At 71.6% G+C, this 20,621-nt stretch carries 18 protein-coding genes; 10 read left to right on the top strand and 8 right to left on the bottom strand.

All coding sequences use genetic code 11. The features are described 5' to 3' along the window. The first annotated feature begins 9 nt into the window (after window positions 1-9). Entirely contained in the window at window positions 10-1,215 is a 1,206-nt protein-coding gene (fahA, locus tag OG943_RS20460; protein ID WP_328611394.1) for a fumarylacetoacetase, read from the top strand. 157 nt (window positions 1,216-1,372) lie between these two features. On the opposite strand, the gene OG943_RS20455 is transcribed toward fahA, so the two are convergent. Beyond that, window positions 1,373-2,212, bottom strand: a complete 840-nt coding sequence (locus tag OG943_RS20455; RefSeq protein ID WP_328611393.1) for an SDR family oxidoreductase — start codon at window positions 2,210-2,212, stop codon at window positions 1,373-1,375. 71 nt (window positions 2,213-2,283) lie between these two features. Between OG943_RS20455 and OG943_RS20450 the strand changes: the two genes are divergently transcribed. The 4 genes from OG943_RS20450 (at window position 2,284) to OG943_RS20435 (ending at window position 6,012) form a co-directional block, all read left to right on the top strand. Continuing rightward, window positions 2,284-3,366 carry an AraC family transcriptional regulator gene (locus tag OG943_RS20450; protein ID WP_328611392.1) on the top strand — a complete coding sequence of 361 codons (1,083 nt, stop codon included), beginning with the start codon at window positions 2,284-2,286 and terminating at the stop codon, window positions 3,364-3,366. A 48-nt stretch (window positions 3,367-3,414) separates the two neighbouring features. Next, a complete protein-coding gene (locus OG943_RS20445; protein WP_328611391.1) occupies window positions 3,415-4,455 on the top strand; it encodes an LLM class F420-dependent oxidoreductase in 1,041 nt (346 codons plus the stop codon). A 277-nt stretch (window positions 4,456-4,732) separates the two neighbouring features. Beyond that, a complete protein-coding gene (locus OG943_RS20440; RefSeq protein WP_328611390.1) occupies window positions 4,733-5,785 on the top strand; it encodes a Ppx/GppA phosphatase family protein in 1,053 nt (350 codons plus the stop codon). Window positions 5,786-5,826: 41 nt separating this feature from the next. Continuing rightward, the gene (locus tag OG943_RS20435; RefSeq protein ID WP_328611389.1) at window positions 5,827-6,012 is read left to right on the top strand and encodes a hypothetical protein; all 186 of its coding nucleotides are present in this window, start codon (window positions 5,827-5,829) and stop codon (window positions 6,010-6,012) included. Window positions 6,013-6,063: 51 nt separating this feature from the next. On the opposite strand, the gene OG943_RS20430 is transcribed toward OG943_RS20435, so the two are convergent. The 7 genes from OG943_RS20430 to OG943_RS20400 all read right to left on the bottom strand — a co-directional run bounded on the left by OG943_RS20430 (window position 6,064) and on the right by OG943_RS20400 (window position 13,631). Beyond that, window positions 6,064-6,708 carry an O-methyltransferase gene (locus OG943_RS20430; protein WP_328611388.1) on the bottom strand — a complete coding sequence of 215 codons (645 nt, stop codon included), beginning with the start codon at window positions 6,706-6,708 and terminating at the stop codon, window positions 6,064-6,066. A 101-nt stretch (window positions 6,709-6,809) separates the two neighbouring features. Further along, window positions 6,810-9,185: a glycoside hydrolase family 65 protein gene (locus tag OG943_RS20425; protein WP_328611387.1), complete on the bottom strand. Its 2,376-nt coding sequence runs from the start codon at window positions 9,183-9,185 to the stop codon at window positions 6,810-6,812. After that, window positions 9,185-9,913 carry an HAD family hydrolase gene (locus OG943_RS20420; protein WP_328611386.1) on the bottom strand — a complete coding sequence of 243 codons (729 nt, stop codon included), beginning with the start codon at window positions 9,911-9,913 and terminating at the stop codon, window positions 9,185-9,187. Before OG943_RS20420 ends, OG943_RS20425 begins: the two co-directional genes overlap by 1 nt. Before the next feature lie 9 nt (window positions 9,914-9,922). Then, the gene (locus OG943_RS20415) at window positions 9,923-10,291 is read right to left on the bottom strand and encodes an ArsR/SmtB family transcription factor (RefSeq protein WP_328612108.1); all 369 of its coding nucleotides are present in this window, start codon (window positions 10,289-10,291) and stop codon (window positions 9,923-9,925) included. A 112-nt stretch (window positions 10,292-10,403) separates the two neighbouring features. Further along, window positions 10,404-11,603 (bottom strand): ROK family protein, encoded by a 1,200-nt coding sequence (locus OG943_RS20410; RefSeq protein WP_328611385.1) that lies wholly within the window; start codon window positions 11,601-11,603, stop codon window positions 10,404-10,406. Between the two features lie 156 nt (window positions 11,604-11,759). Then, window positions 11,760-13,067, bottom strand: a complete 1,308-nt coding sequence (locus OG943_RS20405; protein ID WP_328611384.1) for a carotenoid oxygenase family protein — start codon at window positions 13,065-13,067, stop codon at window positions 11,760-11,762. A gap of 3 nt (window positions 13,068-13,070) precedes the next feature. After that, a complete protein-coding gene (locus OG943_RS20400) occupies window positions 13,071-13,631 on the bottom strand; it encodes a hypothetical protein (protein WP_328611383.1) in 561 nt (186 codons plus the stop codon). Window positions 13,632-13,721: 90 nt separating this feature from the next. Between OG943_RS20400 and OG943_RS20395 the strand changes: the two genes are divergently transcribed. The 5 genes from OG943_RS20395 to OG943_RS20375 all read left to right on the top strand — a co-directional run bounded on the left by OG943_RS20395 (window position 13,722) and on the right by OG943_RS20375 (window position 20,232). After that, on the top strand, window positions 13,722-14,261 hold the full coding sequence (locus OG943_RS20395; RefSeq protein WP_328611382.1) for a PadR family transcriptional regulator: 540 nt from the start codon (window positions 13,722-13,724) through the stop codon (window positions 14,259-14,261). 467 nt (window positions 14,262-14,728) lie between these two features. Then, the gene (locus OG943_RS20390) at window positions 14,729-16,990 is read left to right on the top strand and encodes a xanthine dehydrogenase family protein molybdopterin-binding subunit (protein WP_328611381.1); all 2,262 of its coding nucleotides are present in this window, start codon (window positions 14,729-14,731) and stop codon (window positions 16,988-16,990) included. Between the two features lie 26 nt (window positions 16,991-17,016). Continuing rightward, a complete protein-coding gene (locus OG943_RS20385; RefSeq protein ID WP_328611380.1) occupies window positions 17,017-17,472 on the top strand; it encodes a (2Fe-2S)-binding protein in 456 nt (151 codons plus the stop codon). 175 nt (window positions 17,473-17,647) lie between these two features. Further along, complete coding sequence (locus tag OG943_RS20380) at window positions 17,648-18,928, top strand: PucR family transcriptional regulator (RefSeq protein ID WP_442874749.1); 1,281 nt, start codon at window positions 17,648-17,650, stop codon at window positions 18,926-18,928. Between the two features lie 56 nt (window positions 18,929-18,984). Further along, window positions 18,985-20,232 (top strand): HNH endonuclease signature motif containing protein, encoded by a 1,248-nt coding sequence (locus OG943_RS20375; RefSeq protein WP_328611379.1) that lies wholly within the window; start codon window positions 18,985-18,987, stop codon window positions 20,230-20,232. Window positions 20,233-20,621: the final 389 nt, after the last annotated feature.

Here is a 20,621-nt window from a genome sequence, read left to right as displayed (position 1 = left end):
AGATCCGCAGTGACCTGGCTCGACCTCGCCGAGGACACTCCGTTCGGCCTGGACAACTTGCCGTACGGCGTGTTCTCGCGCGGGGGCGAGCTCGCCCGTCGTGTCGGCGTCGCGGTGGGGGAGCACGTGCTCGACCTGTCCGCGGCGGCGGAGGAGGCCGCGGCGCCGTTCGCTCGGCTGCTCGACGGCGGGGTGCTGAACCCGTTGCTGGCCGCGGGTGCCACGACCTGGCGGGCGGTGCGCGGGCAGGTCCGGGAGTGGCTGACCGAGCCGCGTTACGCCGACCAGGCCGGGGCGCACCTGGTGCCGCGCTCGGAGGTCACGAACCACCTGCCGTTCGAGGTCGCCGACTACGTCGACTTCTACTCGAGCGAGCAGCACGCGCTCAACGCCGCCCGGATCTTCGGCGGCGCCGAGGCCCGGCTGCCGCCGAACTGGAAGCGCCTGCCGATCGGCTACCACGGCCGGGCCGGCACCGTGGTGGTGTCCGGCACGCCCGTGGTCCGGCCGAGCGGGCAGCGCAAGGCGCGCCAGGCCGCCGAGCCGTCGTTCGGGCCGTCGAAGCGGCTGGACATCGAGGCGGAGGTCGGCTTTGTCGTCGGCACCCCGTCCACCATGGGCACGCCCGTGCCGGTCGGGGACTTCGCCGAGCACGTCTTCGGCGTGTGCCTGGTGAACGACTGGTCCGCGCGCGACCTGCAGGGCTGGGAGTCCCAGCCGCTGGGGCCGTTCCTGGGCAAGTCGTTCGCCACCTCGGTGTCGCCGTGGATCGTGCCGCTCGACGCGCTGGAGCACGCCCGCGTGCCGCAGCCCCCGCAGGACCCCGAGCCGTTCGAGTACCTGCGCGGCGCCGAGCCGTGGGGGCTGGACCTGGCGCTGGAGATCCGGCTCAACGGGCACCTCGTGTCCAGCCCGCCGTTCGCCACGCAGTACTGGACGGCGGCGCAGCAGCTGGCGCACCTGACCGTGAACGGCGCGAGCCTGCGGACCGGCGATCTCTACGCGTCGGGCACGGTCACGGGACCGGCGAAGGAGCAGCGCGGCTCGTTCCTGGAGCTGAGCTGGGGCGGGCGGGAGCCGTTCGAGCTGGCCGGCGGCGAGACGCGGACCTTCGTGGAGGACGGCGACGAGGTCGTGATCAGCGCGACCGCGCCCGGCTTCGGCGGCGGGCGGATCGGCTTCGGCGACGTGCGCGGGCGGGTGGTGCCGCACTGAGCCGTCGGTCGTGAGCCGCCAGCAGCTGGTCGTGAGCCGCCAGCAGCAGCAGCAGTCGCCGCCAGCAGCAGCCAGCGGTCAGCCGCCGCGCGCCGTCAGCCGCCAGCAACAGTCAGCAGCCAGCCGCCGCGCGCCGTCGGGCGCCAGCCGCCGGTCGTCAGCCGGTGGCGCCGGACCGGGCGAGGGCCCAGTCGTTGTAGTCCTTTTCGGACGTTTCCCGTCGTTGGCGGGCGGACACTTCGGTGTCCTCGCCGACGACGTGGCGCAGCCGGCTGGTGTCGTCGGTGGCCGCGGTGACGATGGCTTCGGCCACATCGGACTCCGTGGCCAGCCGGTACGGCGACTCCTGCTGGTAACCCGCCACCACCTGGGCGAAGTAGTCCTCGTAACCGGGCGGCACGGGCACGGCGAGGGAGGTCTCGGTGGTGCGCTGGACGAAGTTCGTCTCCCGGACCAGCCCGGGCTCGACGAGCTTGACGCCGACGCCGCGGCCGATGAGTTCGTGGCGCAGCGACTCGGTGAAACCCTCGACGGCGAACTTCGTCGCGGAGTACACCGACATCAGCGGCTCGGGCACGATGCCGGAGCCGGACGCCACGGTGACCACGCGCCCGCCGTGCGCCGCGAGGTGCGGCAGCGCGGCCCGGGTGACCACCATCATCCCGAAAACGTTGGTGTCGAACAGATCCCGCACGGTTGTCATCGGCGTGCTCTCGAAGACCGAGAGCAGCCCGGCGCCCGCGTTGCTGACGACGCAGTCGAGACGGCCGAAGCGGGCCACGGCCGCAGTGACGGCCGCGTCGATGGATCCGGCGTCGGTGACGTCGAGGGAGCAGACCAGCAGGTCTTCGGCCGGCGGCTCGTCCGCCCAGGCGTCCGCGCGCCGCGCTGTGGCGACGACGTTCCAGCCGCGGGCGCGGAACAAGTGGACGGTCGCGCGGCCGAAGCCGGACGAGCTGCCGGTGATCAGGACGGTGGAGCGCGATGTTTCGGTCATGCCTCCAGCCTGCGAGTGCGCGGCCGGACTGTCTATCATCGAGAGTCCGCTATTGATGAGCGAGCGTCCGAATGACTGATCCACTGGCCGATCTCGTCGGCCTGATCCGCCCCCGTGCCGTGCTGTGGAAGCGGATCGAAGGAGCCGGCGACTGGGCCGTCCGCTTCCCGGGCAACAGCGACGTCAACTTCGGCATGGTGTCCGACGGCCACTGTCTCCTCTTGAGTGACGGCCCGCCCCGAGCCCTGGCCGCGGGGGATTTCCTGCTGCTGTGCGGCCCGCCCGCGTTCACCTTCGCCAGCGCTCCCGGCGTCTCGCCCCAGGACGGCGAAGCCCTGCTCGACGGCGCCCAGGACAACTCGATCACCGTCGGCAACGGCGGTGACGCGGCGGACGCCGGCCCAGTCCGCTTGATCGGCGGGCACTTCCTGCTCGATCCGGCCAATTCGGCGCTGCTGCTGGATCTCGTGCCAGCCCTGGTCCACCTGCACGGCTCCGACCGCGGCGCGCGCCGCATCTCGCAGCTGCTGGACCTGCTCGGCGACGAAGCCGCCGCCGATCGGCCCGGTGCGGGGTTCGTCCTGCCCCGGCTGGTGGAGGTCATGCTGGTCGAGGCGCTGAGAGCCGGGCCGGGCGGAGACGGAAGCCCGGACCCACTCGAAATCCCCATGGCGGCAGGGAATCCGGCGAGCAGCAGCACCCCGCCGGCCCCGGACTCGCGCGAAACCCCCATGACAGAAGGAAGCCCAGCGGGCAGCAGCACCCCGGCGACTCCGGCCACCCCGGCTCCGCGTGAAAACCCGGCCCCGGGCCTCCTCTCCGGCCTGGCCGACCCACCCGTCGCCGCCGCGTTGGGTGCGCTGCATGCCGACCCCGCCCGGTCCTGGACTGTCGCCTCGCTGGCCGCCGCGGCGCATCTGTCGAGGTCGGTGTTCGCGGAGCGGTTTTCCGCTCGGGTCGGCCGGACGCCGATCTCGTACCTGCTGGCCTGGCGGATGGCGCTGGCCAAGGACGCGCTCGCCCGCGGCCGGACGATCGACGAGGTCGCCCGCACCGTCGGGTACGGGTCGGCCAGTGCGTTCGCCACCGCGTTCCGCCGGTTCACCGGTGTCGCGCCCGGCCACTACGCGAGGTCGTCCGGGGCTTCGTGGTAGACATGAGCGGGCGCTTAGCCGGTAAACCCTGTGCGGAATGAGGCAAGGATGCGGATCGGGACGGGACTCAACTACTCGGGTGGCTTCGCCGAGAGCGTCGCGGACGTCGTGGAGCTGGAGAAAGTCGGGCTGGACATCGCGTTCGTGCCCGAGGCCTACAGCTTCGACGCGGTCAGCCAGCTCGGCTACCTGGCCGCGAAGACCGAGCGGGTCGAGCTGGCGTCCGGGATCTTCCAGATCTACACCCGCACGCCGAGCCTCACCGCGATGACCGCGGCCGGGCTGGACTTCGTCTCCAACGGGCGGTTCACGCTCGGCCTCGGCGCGTCCGGCCCGCAGGTCATCGAGGGCTTCCACGGGGTGAAGTACGACGCGCCGCTGGCCCGCACCCGGGAGATCATCGAGATCTGCCGCCAGGTGTGGCGCCGCGAGCGCGTGGTCCACGACGGCAAGCACTACCAGATCCCGCTGCCCGCGGACCAGGGCACCGGCCTCGGCAAGCCGCTCAAGCTGATCAACCACCCGGTGCGCGAGCGCATCCCGATCCTGCTCGCCTCGCTCGGCCCCAAGAACGTGGCGCTCACGGCCGAGCTGGCCGAGGGCTGGGAGCCGATCTTCTTCCACCCGGAGAAGGCCGCCGACGTCTGGGGCCCGTCACTCGCCGAGGGCAAGGCCAAGCGTGACCCGGCGCTGGGCGAGCTGGACGTGTACGCGGCCCCGGCCCTGGCCATCGGCGACGACGTCGACCACCTGCTGGACCAGGTCCGCCCGCTCGTCGCGCTGTACGTCGGCGGCATGGGCGCGCGCGGCCGGAACTTCTACAACGACCTGGCCGTCCGCTACGGCTACGAGGCCGAGGCCAAGCTGATCCAGGACCTCTACCTCGACGGCAAGAAGGACGAGGCCGCCGCGGCGGTGCCGGTGGAGCTGCTGCGCGCGATCTCGCTGGTCGGCCCGGCCGGCTACGTCAAGGAGCGGCTGGCGGCGTTCGCCGAGGCCGGGGTGACCACGCTGAACGTCAGCCCGCTGCTGCCCGGCCGTGAGGCGCGGGTCGCCGTCGTCGCGAAACTCAAGGAACTCATCGGCTGAGCGGCCGGCCGGTGTGAATATCGTCGGAAAAGGGGCGGGACCTGCGGGTCTTCGCCCCTTTTCCGTGTGTGCTCCGTCACGTCCGGGCGTGGGCGCCGCGCTGGTCAAACGTCTGACTGGGTTATTCTTCCGTGATCGGCCGGTGCGTGGGGACGGAAAAATGCCGCCGTTCCTTCGCGGAAAAGCCGTAATTACGCCGAAATCCCGCCCGTTGCGGGTGTAGGAAAGGTGTCCAGGGGGAAAACGGGGCCTGAACGGAAGCGAGGTAGGCCGGACTGTGCACAGCATCGCGGGGCCCGCTGTCGGTGTGCTGGACGTGGGGTCGTTCAGCGCGCGGCTTGTCGTGGTCGAGGAAGGTGGCACGCCGCTGGAGCCGGCGCTGAGCCACCAGACCCGGCTGCGCCTCGACCGTGAGCTCGACGAGGAGGGCCGGCTGACCCGCCGCGGGATCGACGCGATCTCCGCCGCGGTGGAGGCCGCCACCGCGACGGCCGCCCGCCACGGCGTCACCGACGTCTTCCCGCTGGCCACGTCCTCCATCCGCGACGCCGGGAACGTGCACGAGGTGGTCCGCCGGGTCGCCCGTGACACCGGCGTCGAGCTGCAGTTCCTCTCCGGCCGTCGCGAGGCTGAGCTGGCGTACGTCGGCGCACGGCGCTGGTACGGCGCGTCGAGCGGCCCGCTGCTGGTGCTGGACATCGGCGGCGGCACCGTGGAGCTGGCCGCGGGCCACGGCGAGCACGCCGGGTTCGCGCGCTCGCTGCCGCTGGGCGCCCGATCGGTCACGCGCGACTGGCTGCCGGCCGAGCCGCCGGTGCGGTCGAAGATGGTCCGGGCCCTGCGCGATCACGCGCTGGAGCAGGTGACCGACGCGCTGGGCGATGTGACGGCCGAGTTCGCCGACCACCGGGTGGTCGGCTGCTCGAAGGTGCTGCGGCAGCTGGCGCGCCTGGCGGGCGACCGGCCGGGCAAGGCCCGCCAGCTGTACCTGGACGACCTGCGCGAGTGGATCCCGCGGCTGGCGGCGATGCCGTCGTCGAGGCGCGCGAAGCTGCCCGGCATCACCCGCCAGCGCGCGGAGCAGGCGCTGGGCGGCGCGATCGTCGCGGAGGCGCTGCTGACCGTGGCGGGCGGGCCGGTGAGCATCTGCCCGTGGTCGACGCGTGACGGGCTGCTGCTCACCCTGCTGGACCAGCTGACCTTGGACGGTCCTGGGAAGTCCCAGACGAAGTCGCCCGAGTCCAAGTCTCCGCGGTCCAAGTCCGCTCAGTCGAAATCCGCGCAGTCCAAGTCCGCTCAGTCAAAGTCACAGTCGCGTCCGGCCGCGTGACGCCCCTGGTGCGGTAAGGGAAAAGCGGGTATCCCGGAGCCATGAGCCCCCGCAGCGAGCTGTTCCCGCGTGACCACCGCGACGACGAGGAAGACGACCTTGGCGCCCTGCCCGATCCGCAGCACCTGCGCGGGGACGTGCCGTCCGTGCCGGGCCCGGACCTCACCCCCGCCTCGACGAAGGACGTCGACAGCCCGCCCGGCACCGAAGAGCCCGGCCCCGTCTGACCGTTCCCTCGAGTTTGTCGGAGCACCGCTCCTGAAGCGGGGTCCCCGGCCTCATGCGGCGTGGCAGCTGATCTCCATCCCGTCCTCGACCGGGAAGGCCACGCTGACGTACCCGTTCGCCGGGGTGCGGACGTAGTCCAGGTAGTCGCCCATGCTCGGCAGGGTGACGTCGTCGGCGACCACCAATGCGCCGGGCGCGAGCCGGTCCTCCAGCAGCCGCAGCACCGGCAGGCACAGGTCCTTCCAGCCGTCGAGCAGCACCAGGCCGATCGGTCCGGCGAGGTCGGCGAGGGTTTCCCTGGCGTCACCGGCCAGGATCGTTGCGTGGCCGCCGAGCCCGGCTTCGTCCAGGTTGGCCCTGGCGGTGGCGATCTTGGCCGGGCTGAGTTCGGTGCTGAACACGTGCCCGGTGCCGTTGTCGGCCACCGCGGCGGCCAGGTACAGGGTGGAGATCCCGAACGAGGTGCCGAACTCCACGACGGTCTCCGGGCGGCCGGCCCTGACCAGTGCGTAGAGCAGATCGCCGCCCGCCGCGGAGATCGGCATGTACACGTCCGCCATCAGGTCGGCGCGGTCCTTGGCGGTGCTGCTGTGGAAGTTTCCGGCCGCCGGGGACCGGTCGTCGTCGTGGGCGGCCTCGGTGAACAGCCGGTCGAGCACGGTGCGGATCTGCGGTGTGTGCAGCGTGGGTGTCATGAGAGTTAGAGTAGACGCAACGTTGCGTCTTGTCTAACCCCGCCAAGCGGTCACTTCTGCACAGTCGTCATTTCTGCCCAGCCGTTATTTCTGGATAGTCGTCACTTCTGCTGAGCCGCGAACTGCCGGACGCGCTCCGGAGTGCGCCGCATCGGGGCGCGCCCGAGCGGCTGGTGGGGCGGCTGGCCGGGTTCGATGGCCGGGATCGGCAGTTTCACCGGGTCCTCGGTCACGGTGAAGCGCTCGCCGTGGTGGACCAGCTCCAGCGGCTCGCCCTCCAGGACGTGGTAGATCGCCTCGTCGTGGGTGATCTCGACCTGGAACCGCGTGCCGCGGAAGGCGAGGCGGAACTTGAGGCTGCCCAGCTGCCGCGGCAGCCGGGGCGCGAACGACAGCTGGCCGCCGTGGTCGCGCAGCCCGCCGAAACCCGCCACCGCGCCCTGCCAGGCACCGGCGAGCGAGGCCATGTGCAGGCCGTTGCGGACGTTGTTGTGCACGTCGTGCAGGTCGGTCAGGGCGGCTTCGGCGAGGTAGTCGTAGGCCAGGTCCAGGTGCCCGACCTCGGCGGCGATCACGGCCTGGGTGCCGGCCGAGAGCGAGGAGTCGCGCACCGTGCGGGCTTCGTAGTAGGCGAAGTCGCGCGCCTTCTCCTCCGGGCTGAACGAGTCGCCGCACAGGTGCAGCGCCAGCACCAGGTCCGCCTGCTTCACCACCTGCTTGCGGTACAGGTCGAAGTACGGGAAGTTCAGCAGCAGCGGGTAGAAGTCCGGCTCGGTGGCCGCGTAGTCCCACTCGTCGTGCTCCAGGAAGCCCTCCGACTGCGGGTGGATGCCGAGCTCCCGGTCGTACGGCACGACCATCGCGTCGGCCGCCGCGCGCCAGGTGTCGAGTTCGGTGGTGTCCGCTTCGAACTCCCGCGCGACGTCCGGCAGCCGCGTGCACACCTCCGCCGCGGCGAGCAGGTTCCGCCGCGCCATCAGGTTCGTGTAGATGTTGTTGTCCGCCACCGCGGAGTACTCGTCCGGCCCGGTGACGCCGTCGACGCGGAACTTCCCGTGCCGGTCGAAGTGCCCGAGCGAAGCCCACATCCGCGCCGTCTCCACGAGCAGCTCGGCGCCGTAGGCGCGCTCGAAGTCCTCGTCGCCGGTCGCGTTGAGGTAGCGCACCACGGCGTCGGAGATGTCGGCGCTGACGTGGAACGCCGCCGTGCCCGCGGGCCAGTACGCCGAGCACTCGGCGCCGTTGATCGAGCGCCACGGGAAGGCGGCGCCGTGCAGGCCGAGCTGGGTCGCGCGCTCCCTGGCCTTGTCCAATGTGGAGTGACGCCAGCGGAGCGCGTCCCGCGCCGCGTCCGGCGTGGTGTAGGTGAGCACCGGCAGCACGAAGGTCTCGGTGTCCCAGAACGCGTGCCCGTCGTAGCCCGGCCCGGTCAGGCCCTTGCCCGGGATCGCGCGGCTCTCCCCGCGGGCACCGGCCTGCAGCAGGTGGAAGAGCGCGAAGCGGACGGCCTGCTGGAGCTCGGGGTCGCCCTCGATCTCGATGTCGGACGTCGCCCAGAAGTCGTCGAGGAACTGCTTCTGCTCCTCGACCATGCCGTCCCAGCCGGTCTGGCGCGCGCCGGCCAGCGCGGCCTCCGCCTGTGCGCGCAGCGCGGGCACCGACCGCTGCGCGGACCAGCCGTAGGCGAGGTACTTGGTGATCCGCAGCCGTCCGCCCCGCGGCACGTCGACGGCCACGGTCAGCCGCGCCAGGTCGTCCTCGGCGTGGATGTGCGTGCGGATGCCGTCGTCCACCTCGATGTCGTGGTCCATCGCGGCCGCCATCCGCAGCCCGGACACGCGGGTGCGGTGCACGAGCACCGCCTCGTAGTCCGACGCGTGGCAGAACTCCGCCACCAGCGGCGAGTCCAGCGCCGCCGCCACCCGCGGGTCGTGCGTGTCCGACTCGACCGGCTCGTTGGCCAGCAGATCGGACTGCACCACCAGCTGCAGGTCCTCGTCCATCGGCTCCACCTCGTACCGGATGGCGGCGACGGCCCGCTGCGTGAACGACACCAGCCGCTCGGTCTTGACCCGGACCCGGCGGCCGGTGGGGGAGGACCACTCGGTGGTGCGGCTGAGCGTGCCCTTGCGGAAGTCGAGCACCCGGTCGTGCGCGTTCGCGGCGCCGTAGCGCATGTCGAGCGGCTCGTCCTCGACCAGCAGCCGGATGATCTTGCCGTCGGTCACGTTGACGACGGTCTGGCCCGCCTCCGGGTAGCCGTAACCGCCCTCGGCGTAGGGCAGTTCGTGCTGTTCGTAGAAGCCGTTGAGGTACGTGCCGGGCAGCCCGCGCGGCTCCGCTTCCTCCAGCGTGCCGCGGAACCCGATGTGGCCGTTCGACAGCGCGAACGCGGATTCGGTGCGCTGCAAGGCATCCACGTCGAGGCCGCACCACCGCAGCTCCCACGGCGAGCACTCGTAACCGTACGATGTCATCAGTCCTCCAGCAGGTCGGCGAGGTCGTCGACCACCACGTCGGCGCCGTGCGCCCGCAGCTCGTCCGCCTGGTCCGCGCGGTTCACCCCGACCACGAAGCCGAAGCCGCCGGCCTTCCCGGCCTGCACCCCGGACTGCGCGTCCTCGAACACCGCCGCGTGCTCGGGCGTAACGCCGAGCGCCTTGGCACCGGCCAGGAACGAATCGGGCGCGGGCTTGCCCTTGAGGCCGTCGCGCCGGATCACCAGCCCGTCCACGCGGGCCTCGACGAACTTCGTCAGCTCGGCCGCGTCGAGCACCTTCGCGCCGTTCGCCGAGGAGGTCACCACCGCGATCCTCAGGCCCGCGTCGCGCGCCTTTTCCAGATAGCGCACCGATCCCGGGTACGGGTTGACGCCGCGCTCCTCGATGATCTTCAGGACCAGCTCGTTCTTGCGGTTGCCGATGCCGTTCACGGTCGGCGCGTCGACGGCGTCGTCGGGAGTGCCCTCCGGCAGCTCGATGCCGCGCGAGCGCAGGAACTCGCGGACACCGTCGGCGCGCGGGCGGCCGTCCACGAAGGACGCGTAGTCCTGGTCGGTGAACTCCTGGAACGACTCGCCGTCCCGGGTGCGCAGAAACTCGTCGAACGTCCGTTTCCACGCCTCGCGGTGCAGCACGGCCGTCCCGGTCAGCACGCCGTCGAGGTCGAACAGGCAGGCGGTGATGGTGTCGGGCAGTCCGATCATTCCGCCAACCTACCGGGCCGGGCCGTCTCCCGCGGGTTCGTCCGGGTGCGGGCGCACGTGGTGGATGAGTTCGTGCACGGTGGCGTCGGCGAGCCGGTAACGCACTACCCGCCCGTCTCGGTGCGCCGTGACCAAGCCGTGCGCGCGAAGCAGCCGCAATGCCTGTGAGACGGCGGTGTCGGTCATGCCCGTGGCGGCGGCGAGATCGGTGACGCTGATTTCCCGCGCGTAGTGGATGGACACGAGCAGCGCGAGCCGCGACGGGTCGGCCACCACGGCGAACCGCGCGGCCCACTCGTCGATCACCGCCCGGTCGCCCAGCCCGGCGACGGCGGCGGCCACGCGTTCCGGGTCGATCAGACGCCGGTCGGGCTCGATGCTCACCCCGGGGATGATTCCACCCGCCGGGCCCGGCGACCAGTTCGGCCGCGCCGGAACCGGCTCGTGAGTGTTGATGCCGGTTCTAACCGTCATAAACACTCACGAGTGCTCAGACGGCGCCGACGCGGCGGTCGAACACCAGGCCCTCCGCGGCGCGCAGGCCGACGCTGATGGCGCCGGCCAGTACCGCGTCGTCGCCGAGCTCGCCCTGGACGACGGTGGGGACCAGCGGGGTGAAGGCGCGCAGGGCGCGGTCGATCGGCTCCAGCAGGAGGTCGGCGGCGGTGCCGACACCGCCGCCCAGGACGATCAGCTCCGGGTCGATCACGGCAGCCACCGAGGCCACCGTGTAGGCGAGCCGGTCGGCCTCCGCCTCGACGGCCCGCTGCGCCAGCTCGTCGCCCTCGCGGGCCAGGCGGAAGACTTCCCGCGCCGATTTCGCCGTGCCCAGGCCGAGTTCGCGGGCGCCGCGCACCACGGACTGGGCCGCGGTCGCCTCCTCCAGGTGGCCGCGCGCGGGCGGCTCGCCCGGCTCGTCGGCCGAGCGCATCCGGCCGTAGGGCAGGTAGCCGATCTCGCCCGCGGCGCCCGTCGCGCCGCGGAACACCCGGCCGTCCACCATCAGGCCCATGCCGACGCCGGTGCCGATCGTGATGCAGCCGAACACCGAAGCACCCCGCGCCGCGCCGCTTTCCCACTCGCCGACGGCGGTGAGGTTCGCGTCGTTCTCCACCACCAGGTCCGGGCCGAGCGCGGCCTCCAGGTCGTCCAGCAGCCCGGCGCGGCCCCAGCCGGGCAGGTTCGGCGCGTGCCGGAAGCACCGCTTCGCCGGGTCCGCGACGCCGGGGGAGCCGAGCACCCGCACCACGATGTCCCCGGCGGCCAGCCCCGCCTCCGCCACGATCTCGCCCGCGAGCTTGCCGACGGCGGCGACCAGCGCGCTGCCGGACCGGGCGGTGTTGCGCGCGTCCCGCCGCGCCACCGTCGTGCGGCCGAGGTCCGACACGGCGACGCGCAGGTGCTCACGCCCGATGTCGATCCCCAGCACGTAACCCGCCGTGGGGTCCGCCTCGTACAGCACCGCGGAGCGGCCGGTGCCGGTGGACGTGTGCCCGGTCGCGCGCGCGAGCCCCGCGGCCTCCAGCGCCAGCAGGGCCTGGCTCACCGTCGGCTTCGACAGCCCGGTGTCCTTGGCCACCCGCGGCCGCGTCGCCGGGCCCTCCCGGCGCAGCAGGTCGAGCACCGCCCGCTGATTGATCTTGCGCATCCCGGCCGGCGTGCCGACCGGCGGAATCCCCGCGCCCACCACCTGCAGCCCGCTTCCTCACGTCGTGTCGATGTCCGTCCCGGCAACGGTATCCGGCTTTCCGCGGGTAAGGCAGGAAACCTTCTTATCGACTCCCGCCGCCGACGATACGGGGCGTAGCTGTGGAACCGGGGGACGCCGCGCTGGGGGCGGGTGCGATCAGGCGTCCGGCAGCCAGTTCCCGTGGAAGCCGGCCGGCACGCGCTGCGGCAGGCGCACGGTCGCGACCGGCGGCGCGGCGACGTTCTGCGCGTCGAGCACCACGAGGTCGCTGGAGCCCGCGGTCGCGTCGTAGACGTAGGTGAGCAGCCAGCCCGCGCCGCCCGGGGTGTCGTCGGCGGGCACGAACACGGCCTCGCCCGGGATGCGGCCGGTCTCGAACCGGTGCTCCTCGACGGCACCGGTGTGCAGGTCGTGACGCAGCAGCGAGCTGCGCGCCTCCGGCCCGCGCGAGGCGGTGAGGTGGCCGAACCGGGCGTCGGCGCCGGCCAGCCGGTCGTCGATCCGGGGGAACTCGGCGCGGCGGTCGTCGAGCCGGTCCTCGGTGACGGTGCCCGCCGCCGGGTCGATCGTCCAGCGCCACAGCGTGCCGTCCGACGGGGGGTGGCCGGGCCGGAACATGTAGTCGTACCGCACCACGTGCAGGACGATCCGGCCGTCGGCGGTGTCGTGCGCGTTGAGCGTGTGGAAGACGTAACACGGGTCGATCGCCAGCCAGCGCACGCCGCCCGAAGGGTCGTCGCGCCGCAGCACGCCGAGCCGGGCGCCGTAGGTCTCACTCCAGCTGTAGGGCATGCCGCGCCCGACCGACGCCCGGTCGAACACCACCGGCAGGTCGAAGAACACGACGTGCTCACGGGTGAGCGCGAAGTCGTGCATCATCGTCAGCCCCGGCACGTCGATCGGCTGCTTCACGACGAGGTTCCCGGCGGCGTCGGCCCGGTAGTAGCTCACGTGCGGCGTGGTGAGGCTGCCGTAGCCGAAGAAGTGCAGCTCCCCGGTTTCCGGGCAGATCTTCGGGTGCGCGGTCATCGAATCGGCCAGCTCGCCGCCGAAGTCGTACGGCCCCACCGTGTCCAGTTCCCGCGTGATCTCGTACGGGAGCGAGGATTCGACGAGCGCGAGCGTGCGCCCGGCGTGGTTGACCACGTGGGTGTTGGCCTGGCCGTTGCGCAGGTTCCGCGAGCCGTCGGCGTTGTACAGCACCGCGTCCGGCCGGTCGAAGCTCTCGGTGCGCACCCAGCGGTTGCGGTACCAGGCCGCGCGGCCGTTCTCCAGCCGGACGCCGTGGACCATGCCCTCGCCGGTGAACCAGTGCGCGCTGGCCTCACGCGGGTTCGGGCCGTTGCGCAGGTACCAGCCGGTCAGCTCGGGCGGCAGCGCGCCGGTGACGGGCAGGTCGTAGGCGGTCAGCTCGTCGTGCACGGGCGCGTAGCCGCCGGTCATCTGGAAGTCGCTGGTGGTCATGGTTCACGCTGCTTTCCGGGCGCGGGCCTGGACGAGCCGGCGGTAGTGGACGGTGAACGAAGCGGGGACGACGAAGCCGAGCACCTTGATCACGACCAGGGCGGCGGTCGCGTGCGGCGCGGAGCTCAGGAGCACGGCCGAGGCCACGCCCGCGACGGTGAAGCTCGCGGCCCACACCGCGGTGATGACGACGTTGACCCGGAGGAACGCCGGGTTGTCCCACACTGCCGCGGGCACCATCGTCTTGGCGATGCCGAGGGTGAACGGCCGGCGCACCGCGATCGAGCCCCACGCGGTGACCGCGAGCCAGACGTCGGACAGCGAGCCCACGTAGTCGTGCAGCGGCGAGCCGGGGTCGGCGAAGGACCAGACGGTCAGCACCGCGAAGAACACCGTGGCGGACAGCTCGATGACCAGCGTGTCCCAGCCCTTGCCGCGCCGGCGCTCCAGCATGAGCAGGCCGGCCGCGAGCACCAGGCCGACCAGGCCCGAGTACCGCCAGTCGACCTGGGTGGACACCACCGCGAAGGCGATCCACGGGATGAAGCTCTTGAGGTAGTTCATGGCCTGCCCTTCCCCGATATTCCTGCGTTGATATGTCGAAGTTAGAACGTTCCGCTTGGACATGTCAAGAGTGGAAGGTAAGATGGCGGCATGAGCCTTCGACACGCGGTGCTCGGCCTGCTCGCCGAACAGCCCGGAAGCGGGTACGACCTGCTCAAGCGCTTCCAGACGGCGATGGCCAACGTGTGGTCCGCCACCCAGAGCCAGCTCTACGGCGAGCTGGGCAAGCTGGAGAAGGCGTCGCTGATCAAGGTGGCGGACGAGGGCCCGCGCGGGCGCAAGGAGTACGAGATCACCGAGGCGGGCCAGGAGGAGTTGCGCGCGTGGCTGCTCTCGCCGTACGAGCCGCCCCCGCCCCGCAGCGAGTCGTTGCTGCGGGTGTACTTCCTGGACTCGATTTCGCCGGAGCAGGCGCAGGACTACGTGACGAGCATGGGCGAGATCGGGCAGCGGCGCTTGGAGCACCTCGAGCGACTGGAGGCGTCGATCGACTGGGACAGTGCCTCGGTTTACGGCCGCCTGGCGTTGGAGTGGGGCAAGCGATTCTCACGGATGCAGGCCGAGTGGGCGGAGTGGTCGGCGGCGCAGATCGGGAAGGCCGGCGGCGCCACTGCTGCCGATGGGGAGTGACGTTCGTCCTAGAGCGGCGTAGGGGCTGATGGCGGCGCGGCCACGCCCAATACGCGTAGCAGGCTGATGCGGAGCGCTTCCTCTGCCGCTGCGCCGGACATCCGGCCGGCATCCTCACCGAGGTGCGCGCCGCGATCGAGGAAGCCGGCTATGAACTGGCCACCGCCGACCGGCAATGGAGCGCACTGAGCGTTCGGGCCGCTTGATGCGGCACTAGCCGCCGTTCCCCCGTCCGCAGCAGGGCGCGCGGCCGTTCCGACCAGTCATGACTGTGGCGCGGCGCACATTCGGGGTCCGCGCGCTGTCACCTCGTCACACGAATCAGTCGACACGACTACTGCGCGTTGCGTCGGTTCTGTCATGTGCTTAGCGTGACCCGCGTCATACCCCCGACTTCCCCGTTTCCACCCGTCCGGGCTGCGCCGGTGCAGCGGTGCGTGCCCGCGCGAGCCCCGAAGGGATTCCCGATGGCCAGTCCTGTCACCCGCCCCGGCGAACACGGCGAGGCCGCACCGGACGACGAGGGGCGGGTCGGCCGCCGCCGTTTCCTGACCTACCTGGTCGCCGCCCCGACGCTGACCGTCGCCACCAAGCTGTCGTTCGACGCCCTCGCGCCCGCCGCGGCCGAGGCCGCCGTGCCGACCCTGCCGCAGCCCGCGGACATCCTCGACCTCGGCGACGTGCTGACGCTTTCGTGCGCGCCGACGTCCGGGATGCTCGTGCTGGAGGTGACCACCGGCGGGCACGTGCGGCTGCAGCTGCCGCGCGCGGAAGTGGGGCAGGGCATCAACACCGCGTCCGCGATGCTGGTCGCCGAGGAGATGGACCTGCCGCTCGACATGGTCGACGTCGTGCTTTCCGACGCCCGCCCGGAGCTGCTGTTCAACCAGCTCACCGGCGGCTCCAACACCATCCGCTCGCTGTACGACCCGATCCGCTCCGCCGCCGCGACGGCCCGCGCCCGCATGGTCGCCGCGGCCGGCGCCCAGTGGAACGTGCCGGTGGCGCGACTGTCCACACGCGACGGCCTGGTGCGCGCCCCGGACGGGCGCACGGCGTCCTACGGCGAGCTGGCCGGCCCGGCCGCGCGGGCCGCGCTGCCCGTCACGCCGGTCCAGCCGAAGGCCGAGTCGGCGCACACGCTGGTCGGCACGCCGACCTCGCGCAAGGACGCGCTGGCGATGGTCACCGGCAAGCAGGTCTACACCCTCGACCTCGACATCCCCGGCGCCATGCCGGTGATGGTCCGGCGCCCGCCGACGATCAACGGCACCGTGAAGAAGGTCAACAACGAGGCCGCCGTGCGCGCGATGCCCGGCATCATCGACCTCGCCGTGGTGTCCACCGGTGTCGCGGTGATGGCGGAGACCTTCGGCCAGGCGCTCGACGGCAAGGACGCGCTCGACGTCACCTGGAACGCGGGCACGGTCGACGGCGAGGACAACGCGTCCATCCAGAAGAAACTGCGGGCGGCCGCGCTGCCGTTCGTGGTGCCGCCGCTGCTGACGCAGTACGTGGACGGCGAGTTCGACTTCGCGTTCGTGAGCCACGCGCCGATGGAGTCGAACTCCGCGGTGGCCGACGTCCGTGAGGACAGCGCCACCATCTGGGCCGGGCTCAAGTCGCCGATCGTGGCGAAGCAGACCATCGCGCAGGAGCTGGGGCTGCCGGAGAACAAGGTCACCGTGCACGTCCAGCAGGGCGGCGGCTCGTTCGGCCGCCGGCTGTTCTTCGACGCCGCGCTGGAGGCCGCGCACATCTCCCAGGCGATGAAGAAGCCCGTCCGGCTCATGTGGAGCCGCATCGACGACATGCGCCACGGCCGCGCGCGGGCGGCCAGCCACCACAAGATCCGCGCGACCTTCGCGCTCGGCCAGGTGCTCACGTTCGAGCACCGCGTGGCCAGCGTCGAGACCGACTGGGGCCACGGCCTCGGCGAGATCCTCACCGCGTTCGCCGCGAAGCTGCCCGTGGGCGGCAACCTGAGCTTCGCGCAGACGGTGTTCCTGCTGACCGTGAAGTCGCCGTACAACTTCGGCGTCACCACGCAGCTGCTCAACGAGGTGCCGCTGAAGTTCCACACCTCGGCGTGGCGCTCGGTGTACTCCGCGAACACCCGCGGCGCCGAGGAGATCATGGTCGACGAGATCGCCGCGAAGCTCGGCAAGGACCCGCTGGAGTTCCGGCGCGAGTTCATCAAGGAGCCGCGGCAGAAGGCCGTGCTGGACAAGGTCGCCGAGCTCGGCGAGTGGGGCAAGAAGATGCCGAAGGGCTTCGCCCAGGGCATCGCGGTGCACGGCGAGTACAAGTCGTACGCCGCGTGTCTGGTCGAGCTGGACGCCCGCGACCCGAAGCAGCCGCGCGTCACCAAGGCCACCATCGCCGTGGACGTCGGCAAGCCGGTGAACCCGCGCGGGCTGCAGTCGCAGATGCTCGGCGGGCTCACCGACGCGATCTCGACGACGCTCACCGCGGGCCTGCACATCGACAAGGGCCTGCCGTTGGAGGGCAGCTACTCGCAGTTCCACTACGCCCGGCAGAAGAACTCGCCGCCCGAGGTGACCGTATTCGTGATGCCCGCCAACGGCAGCGAGATCGGCGGCGCGGGCGAGCTGGGCCTGCCGGCGCCGGTCGGCGCGATCGCCAACGCCTACGCGCGCGCCACCGGGACCAAGCCGCGCAGCTTCCCGGTCAACTTCCCGGTCGACTTCGACCCGTTCCCCCGCTGACCGTCCCCCCACCACGAGGAGTTCCCATGCCCAACTACAGCTTCGCGGTGAACGGGAAGACCGTGACCGTGGACGCGCCCGCCGACCTGCCGCTGCTCTGGGCGCTGCGCGACAAGCTCAAGGTCCGCGGCCTCAAGTACGGCTGCGGGATCAACGTCTGCAAGGCCTGCACCAGCCACCTCGACGGCGAGGCGGTGAACCCTTGCGTCGTGCCGGTGTCGGAGTGCGAGGGCCGTGAGGTCACCACGATCGAAGGCCTCGCCGACGGCGACCAGCTGCACCCCGTGCAGGAGGCCTGGCTGGAGCAGGATGTCGCGCAGTGCGGCTACTGTCAGCCGGGGCAGATCATGGCCGCGGTGGCGCTGCTGAAGAAGACGAAGAACCCGACCGACGCCGACATCGACGCGATCGAGAACGTCTGCCGCTGCGGCTCGTACTTCCGGATCCGCGAGGCGATCAAGGCGGCGGCGGCCAAGATGTGAGCCCGTTCCGCGGATGCGGCAAGTACTACAGATTTATTGCCGCATTCGCGGAGGCTGTCACAAGTTCACCCGGCCGGGTCAGCGGCAGTCGTGTTAGCTGTCCTTCCCGGAGGCTCAAGGAAGAGTCCCCGTACGGTCACGGGCGAGTGTCCTTCGCCAGGCCTGGAGGGCATCGATGCACGACCGGACCGCGTCTCACCACCGGACTGCGCTGGACCATCAGGCTGCTTTGCGCGGCGGCCTCGCCCCGGTGGTCGCCGAGCTGGCGGCCGAGGTCGAGCGGGAGCTGCCCGAGCTGGCCGAGGCCACCACCCGGCAGATCCTCGAGCAGATGCCGGTGTACCGCGAACAGCGGTTCCTCACCTACGGCGAGTTGCGGAAGTCCGTGCGCGTCAACCTCGACTTCGTGATGCGCACGCTGCGCGGCGGCGAGACGCCCGACCTCTCGCAGGCTCTGGCCACCGGCCGCGCCCGGGCGCTGCAGGGCGCGCCGCTGCCGGAAGTGCTGCGCGCGTACCGGATCGGGCTCACCGAGGTGTGGCACCGGTTCGTGGCGCTCACCGCGCGCGGGGAGAACCAGGACCTGGCCGGGCTGGTGGCCGTGACGTCCGCGATCTGGGCGCTCATCGACGACTATGCCGAGGCGCTCACTCTCGCCTACCGTGACGCGTCGGCGGAAGTTGTTGTCGCGCACCAGAATCGCCGCTCCGCGCTGGTGGAGGCCCTGTTCGCCGGCGGCGCCGCGACCGAGGGCACGCTGTGGGACATCGCGCGCGTGCTGGAGCTGTCCCTGGATGGCACCTTCGTGGTCGTCGCGGCGGAAACGCCCCGGCTGGGCCACGAGCCGTTGCCGCAGATCGAGCAGCGGCTGCGCGAGGCCCAGCACGCGTCGGCCTGGCGGCTGACGCCGGACCTGCAGGTGGGCGTCGTCTCGCTGCGGGATCCCTTGGCGGCCAAGGTGATCGTGGACCTGATGGGCGCGGAGCCGGTCGGCCGCGTCGGGATGAGCCCGGTGTTTTCGGGGCTGGGCAACACGGCGCGGGCGCTGCACTTCGCGCGCGTGGCGCTGTCCAGCCTGGCGCCCGGCGCGTCCGGGCTGGTGCAGTTCACGGAGTCGCCGCTCGCGGGGCTGGTGGCGAGCGCGCCGGAAGCCTCGGTGCAGCTGGCGCACCACGTGCTCCGCCCGATCCTCGACCTCCCCGGCGACGACCGCAACGTGCTGCTCCTGACCCTGCGCGCGTGGTTCGACTGCCAGGGCTCGACGAAGCTGACGTCGGAGCGGATGTTCTGCCACCCCAACACGATCCGGCACCGCCTGCGCCGGGTCACGGAGGAGCTGGGCCGCTCGCTCACGGACCCGGCGGACATCGCGGAACTCGGGGCGGCCTTGCGGGCACTGCACTTGTTCCCGGAAACCGCGCACTTGCCTTCGCCCCGGCCGACTCACGTGGGCTGAGCAGGTACACCCGAACGTGTGTCGAATGTGTGTTCGAATCTCGGTAGTCTTGAAGGGTGTCCAGTACAGCGATTCACCTCCCCGATCTCGCCGATATCCGGCGGGCCGATCGGGTGCAGACCGCCGCCCTCGTGCGGTTGCTGATCCAGGTGTCGAACCAGTGCGACGCGCTGGTCGGCGCCGTGATCGCCAAGGTGGAAACCGAAGGGGTGAAAGCGACTTACGGGTATTCCTCCGCGGCGGCGTGGCTGGACGATCTGACCAGGATCGGGCTGCGCGACGCGGGGCGGATCGTGCGGCGGGCGCACGCGGTGAACGTGTCGCACAGCCTGGACGGGACCGAGATCCCGGTGACCGCGCCTCTCGCGGGGAGTGCTGCGCGCGAGGGCGCGATCAGCCCGGCGCATGTCGAGGTGATCGCGCGGGCCATGGCGCGGATTCCCGTCACTGTGTCCGAAGTGGACCGTGCGGGTGCGGAGAAGATCCTGGTCGACCTCGCCCGGGAGACGAATCCCGGTGAGGTCAGTCGTGCCGGCGAGCGGCTGGCCGACACGTTCGATCCCGACGGACCTGAGCCGGAGGACCCGCCTGGGCGGCCGACGCGGGAGCTGTCGTTCCGGGAGCATCGTGACGGTACGGCCAGTATCAAGGGTGTTCTGGACGGTCTGGCTTACGCTCGTCTTCGGGCGGCGCTGGATCCTCTGGCGGCACCGGGCTGGGGGACCGAGGGCGGCCACGACCCCCGCGGCCTGGCCGAACGCCAAGCCGATGCCCTGGTCGAGCTGGCCCGGCTGGCGATGACCGCCGACGAGCTCCCCACCCACGGCGGTGACCGCGTCCACGTGGCGATCACCGTGGGCTACGAGGCACTCAAGTCGGGGATCGGAACCGCGACGCTCGAGGGCGGCGGCACGATCTCCGCGGCCGAAGCACGGAAACTGGCCTGCGACTGCGCCGTCATCCCCGCGGTCCTCGGCACCGACAGCGAGCCGATGGACCTGGGCCGGTCGAAGCGGCTCATCACCACCGGCCTACGCCGACGCCTCACCATGCGCGACCGAGGCTGCACGTTCCCGGGCTGCCGAAGCACGGCAAAACACTGCGACGGCCACCACATCGTCTACTGGATCCTCGGCGGGCCAACAGACCTCGGCAACCTGACGCTGCTGTGCGAACGCCACCACCGGCTCATCCACAACAGCGACTGGGAAATCCGGATGGGCACCGACGGCAAACCCGACTTCATCCCGCCGGCCTACTTTGACCCGCTGCGAAGACCCAGGCGCAACACTTTTCACCTCTGACCGGATACCCACTCCCGCTCAGGCTCGCCTGTGCCGCGACCGGACAACCGCCGGCCGCGACACAGACGCGCCCGGGCACGGTTCCGGGCCGGGACCGCACGCCGCGACAGTGGCTAACACCGACTGCGGCTGCACGGCCCGCAGCCCACACCGACCGCAGTCAGCACCGACCGCAGCCGCACGGCCTGCAGTCAGTGCCGACCGCGGCCAACGTCGACCGCGGCCAGTGTCGATCGCGGCCGGCACCGACCGCAGCCATCCGGCCCGCAGTCAGTGCCGACCGCAACTCGCTGTCGACGTGCCGGGCGCGGCCGGATGCCTCGACGTACGCCGAGCCGCCGCTGCCGACCACTCCCGTCGCACCTCGTCGTCGACTTGCGGCGCCTTCA

Origin of the sequence: Amycolatopsis sp. NBC_00345, from assembly GCF_036116635.1 — a bacterium.
GTDB lineage: Bacteria > Actinomycetota > Actinomycetes > Mycobacteriales > Pseudonocardiaceae > Amycolatopsis.
This window is presented reverse-complemented; position numbering and strand designations above follow the sequence as displayed.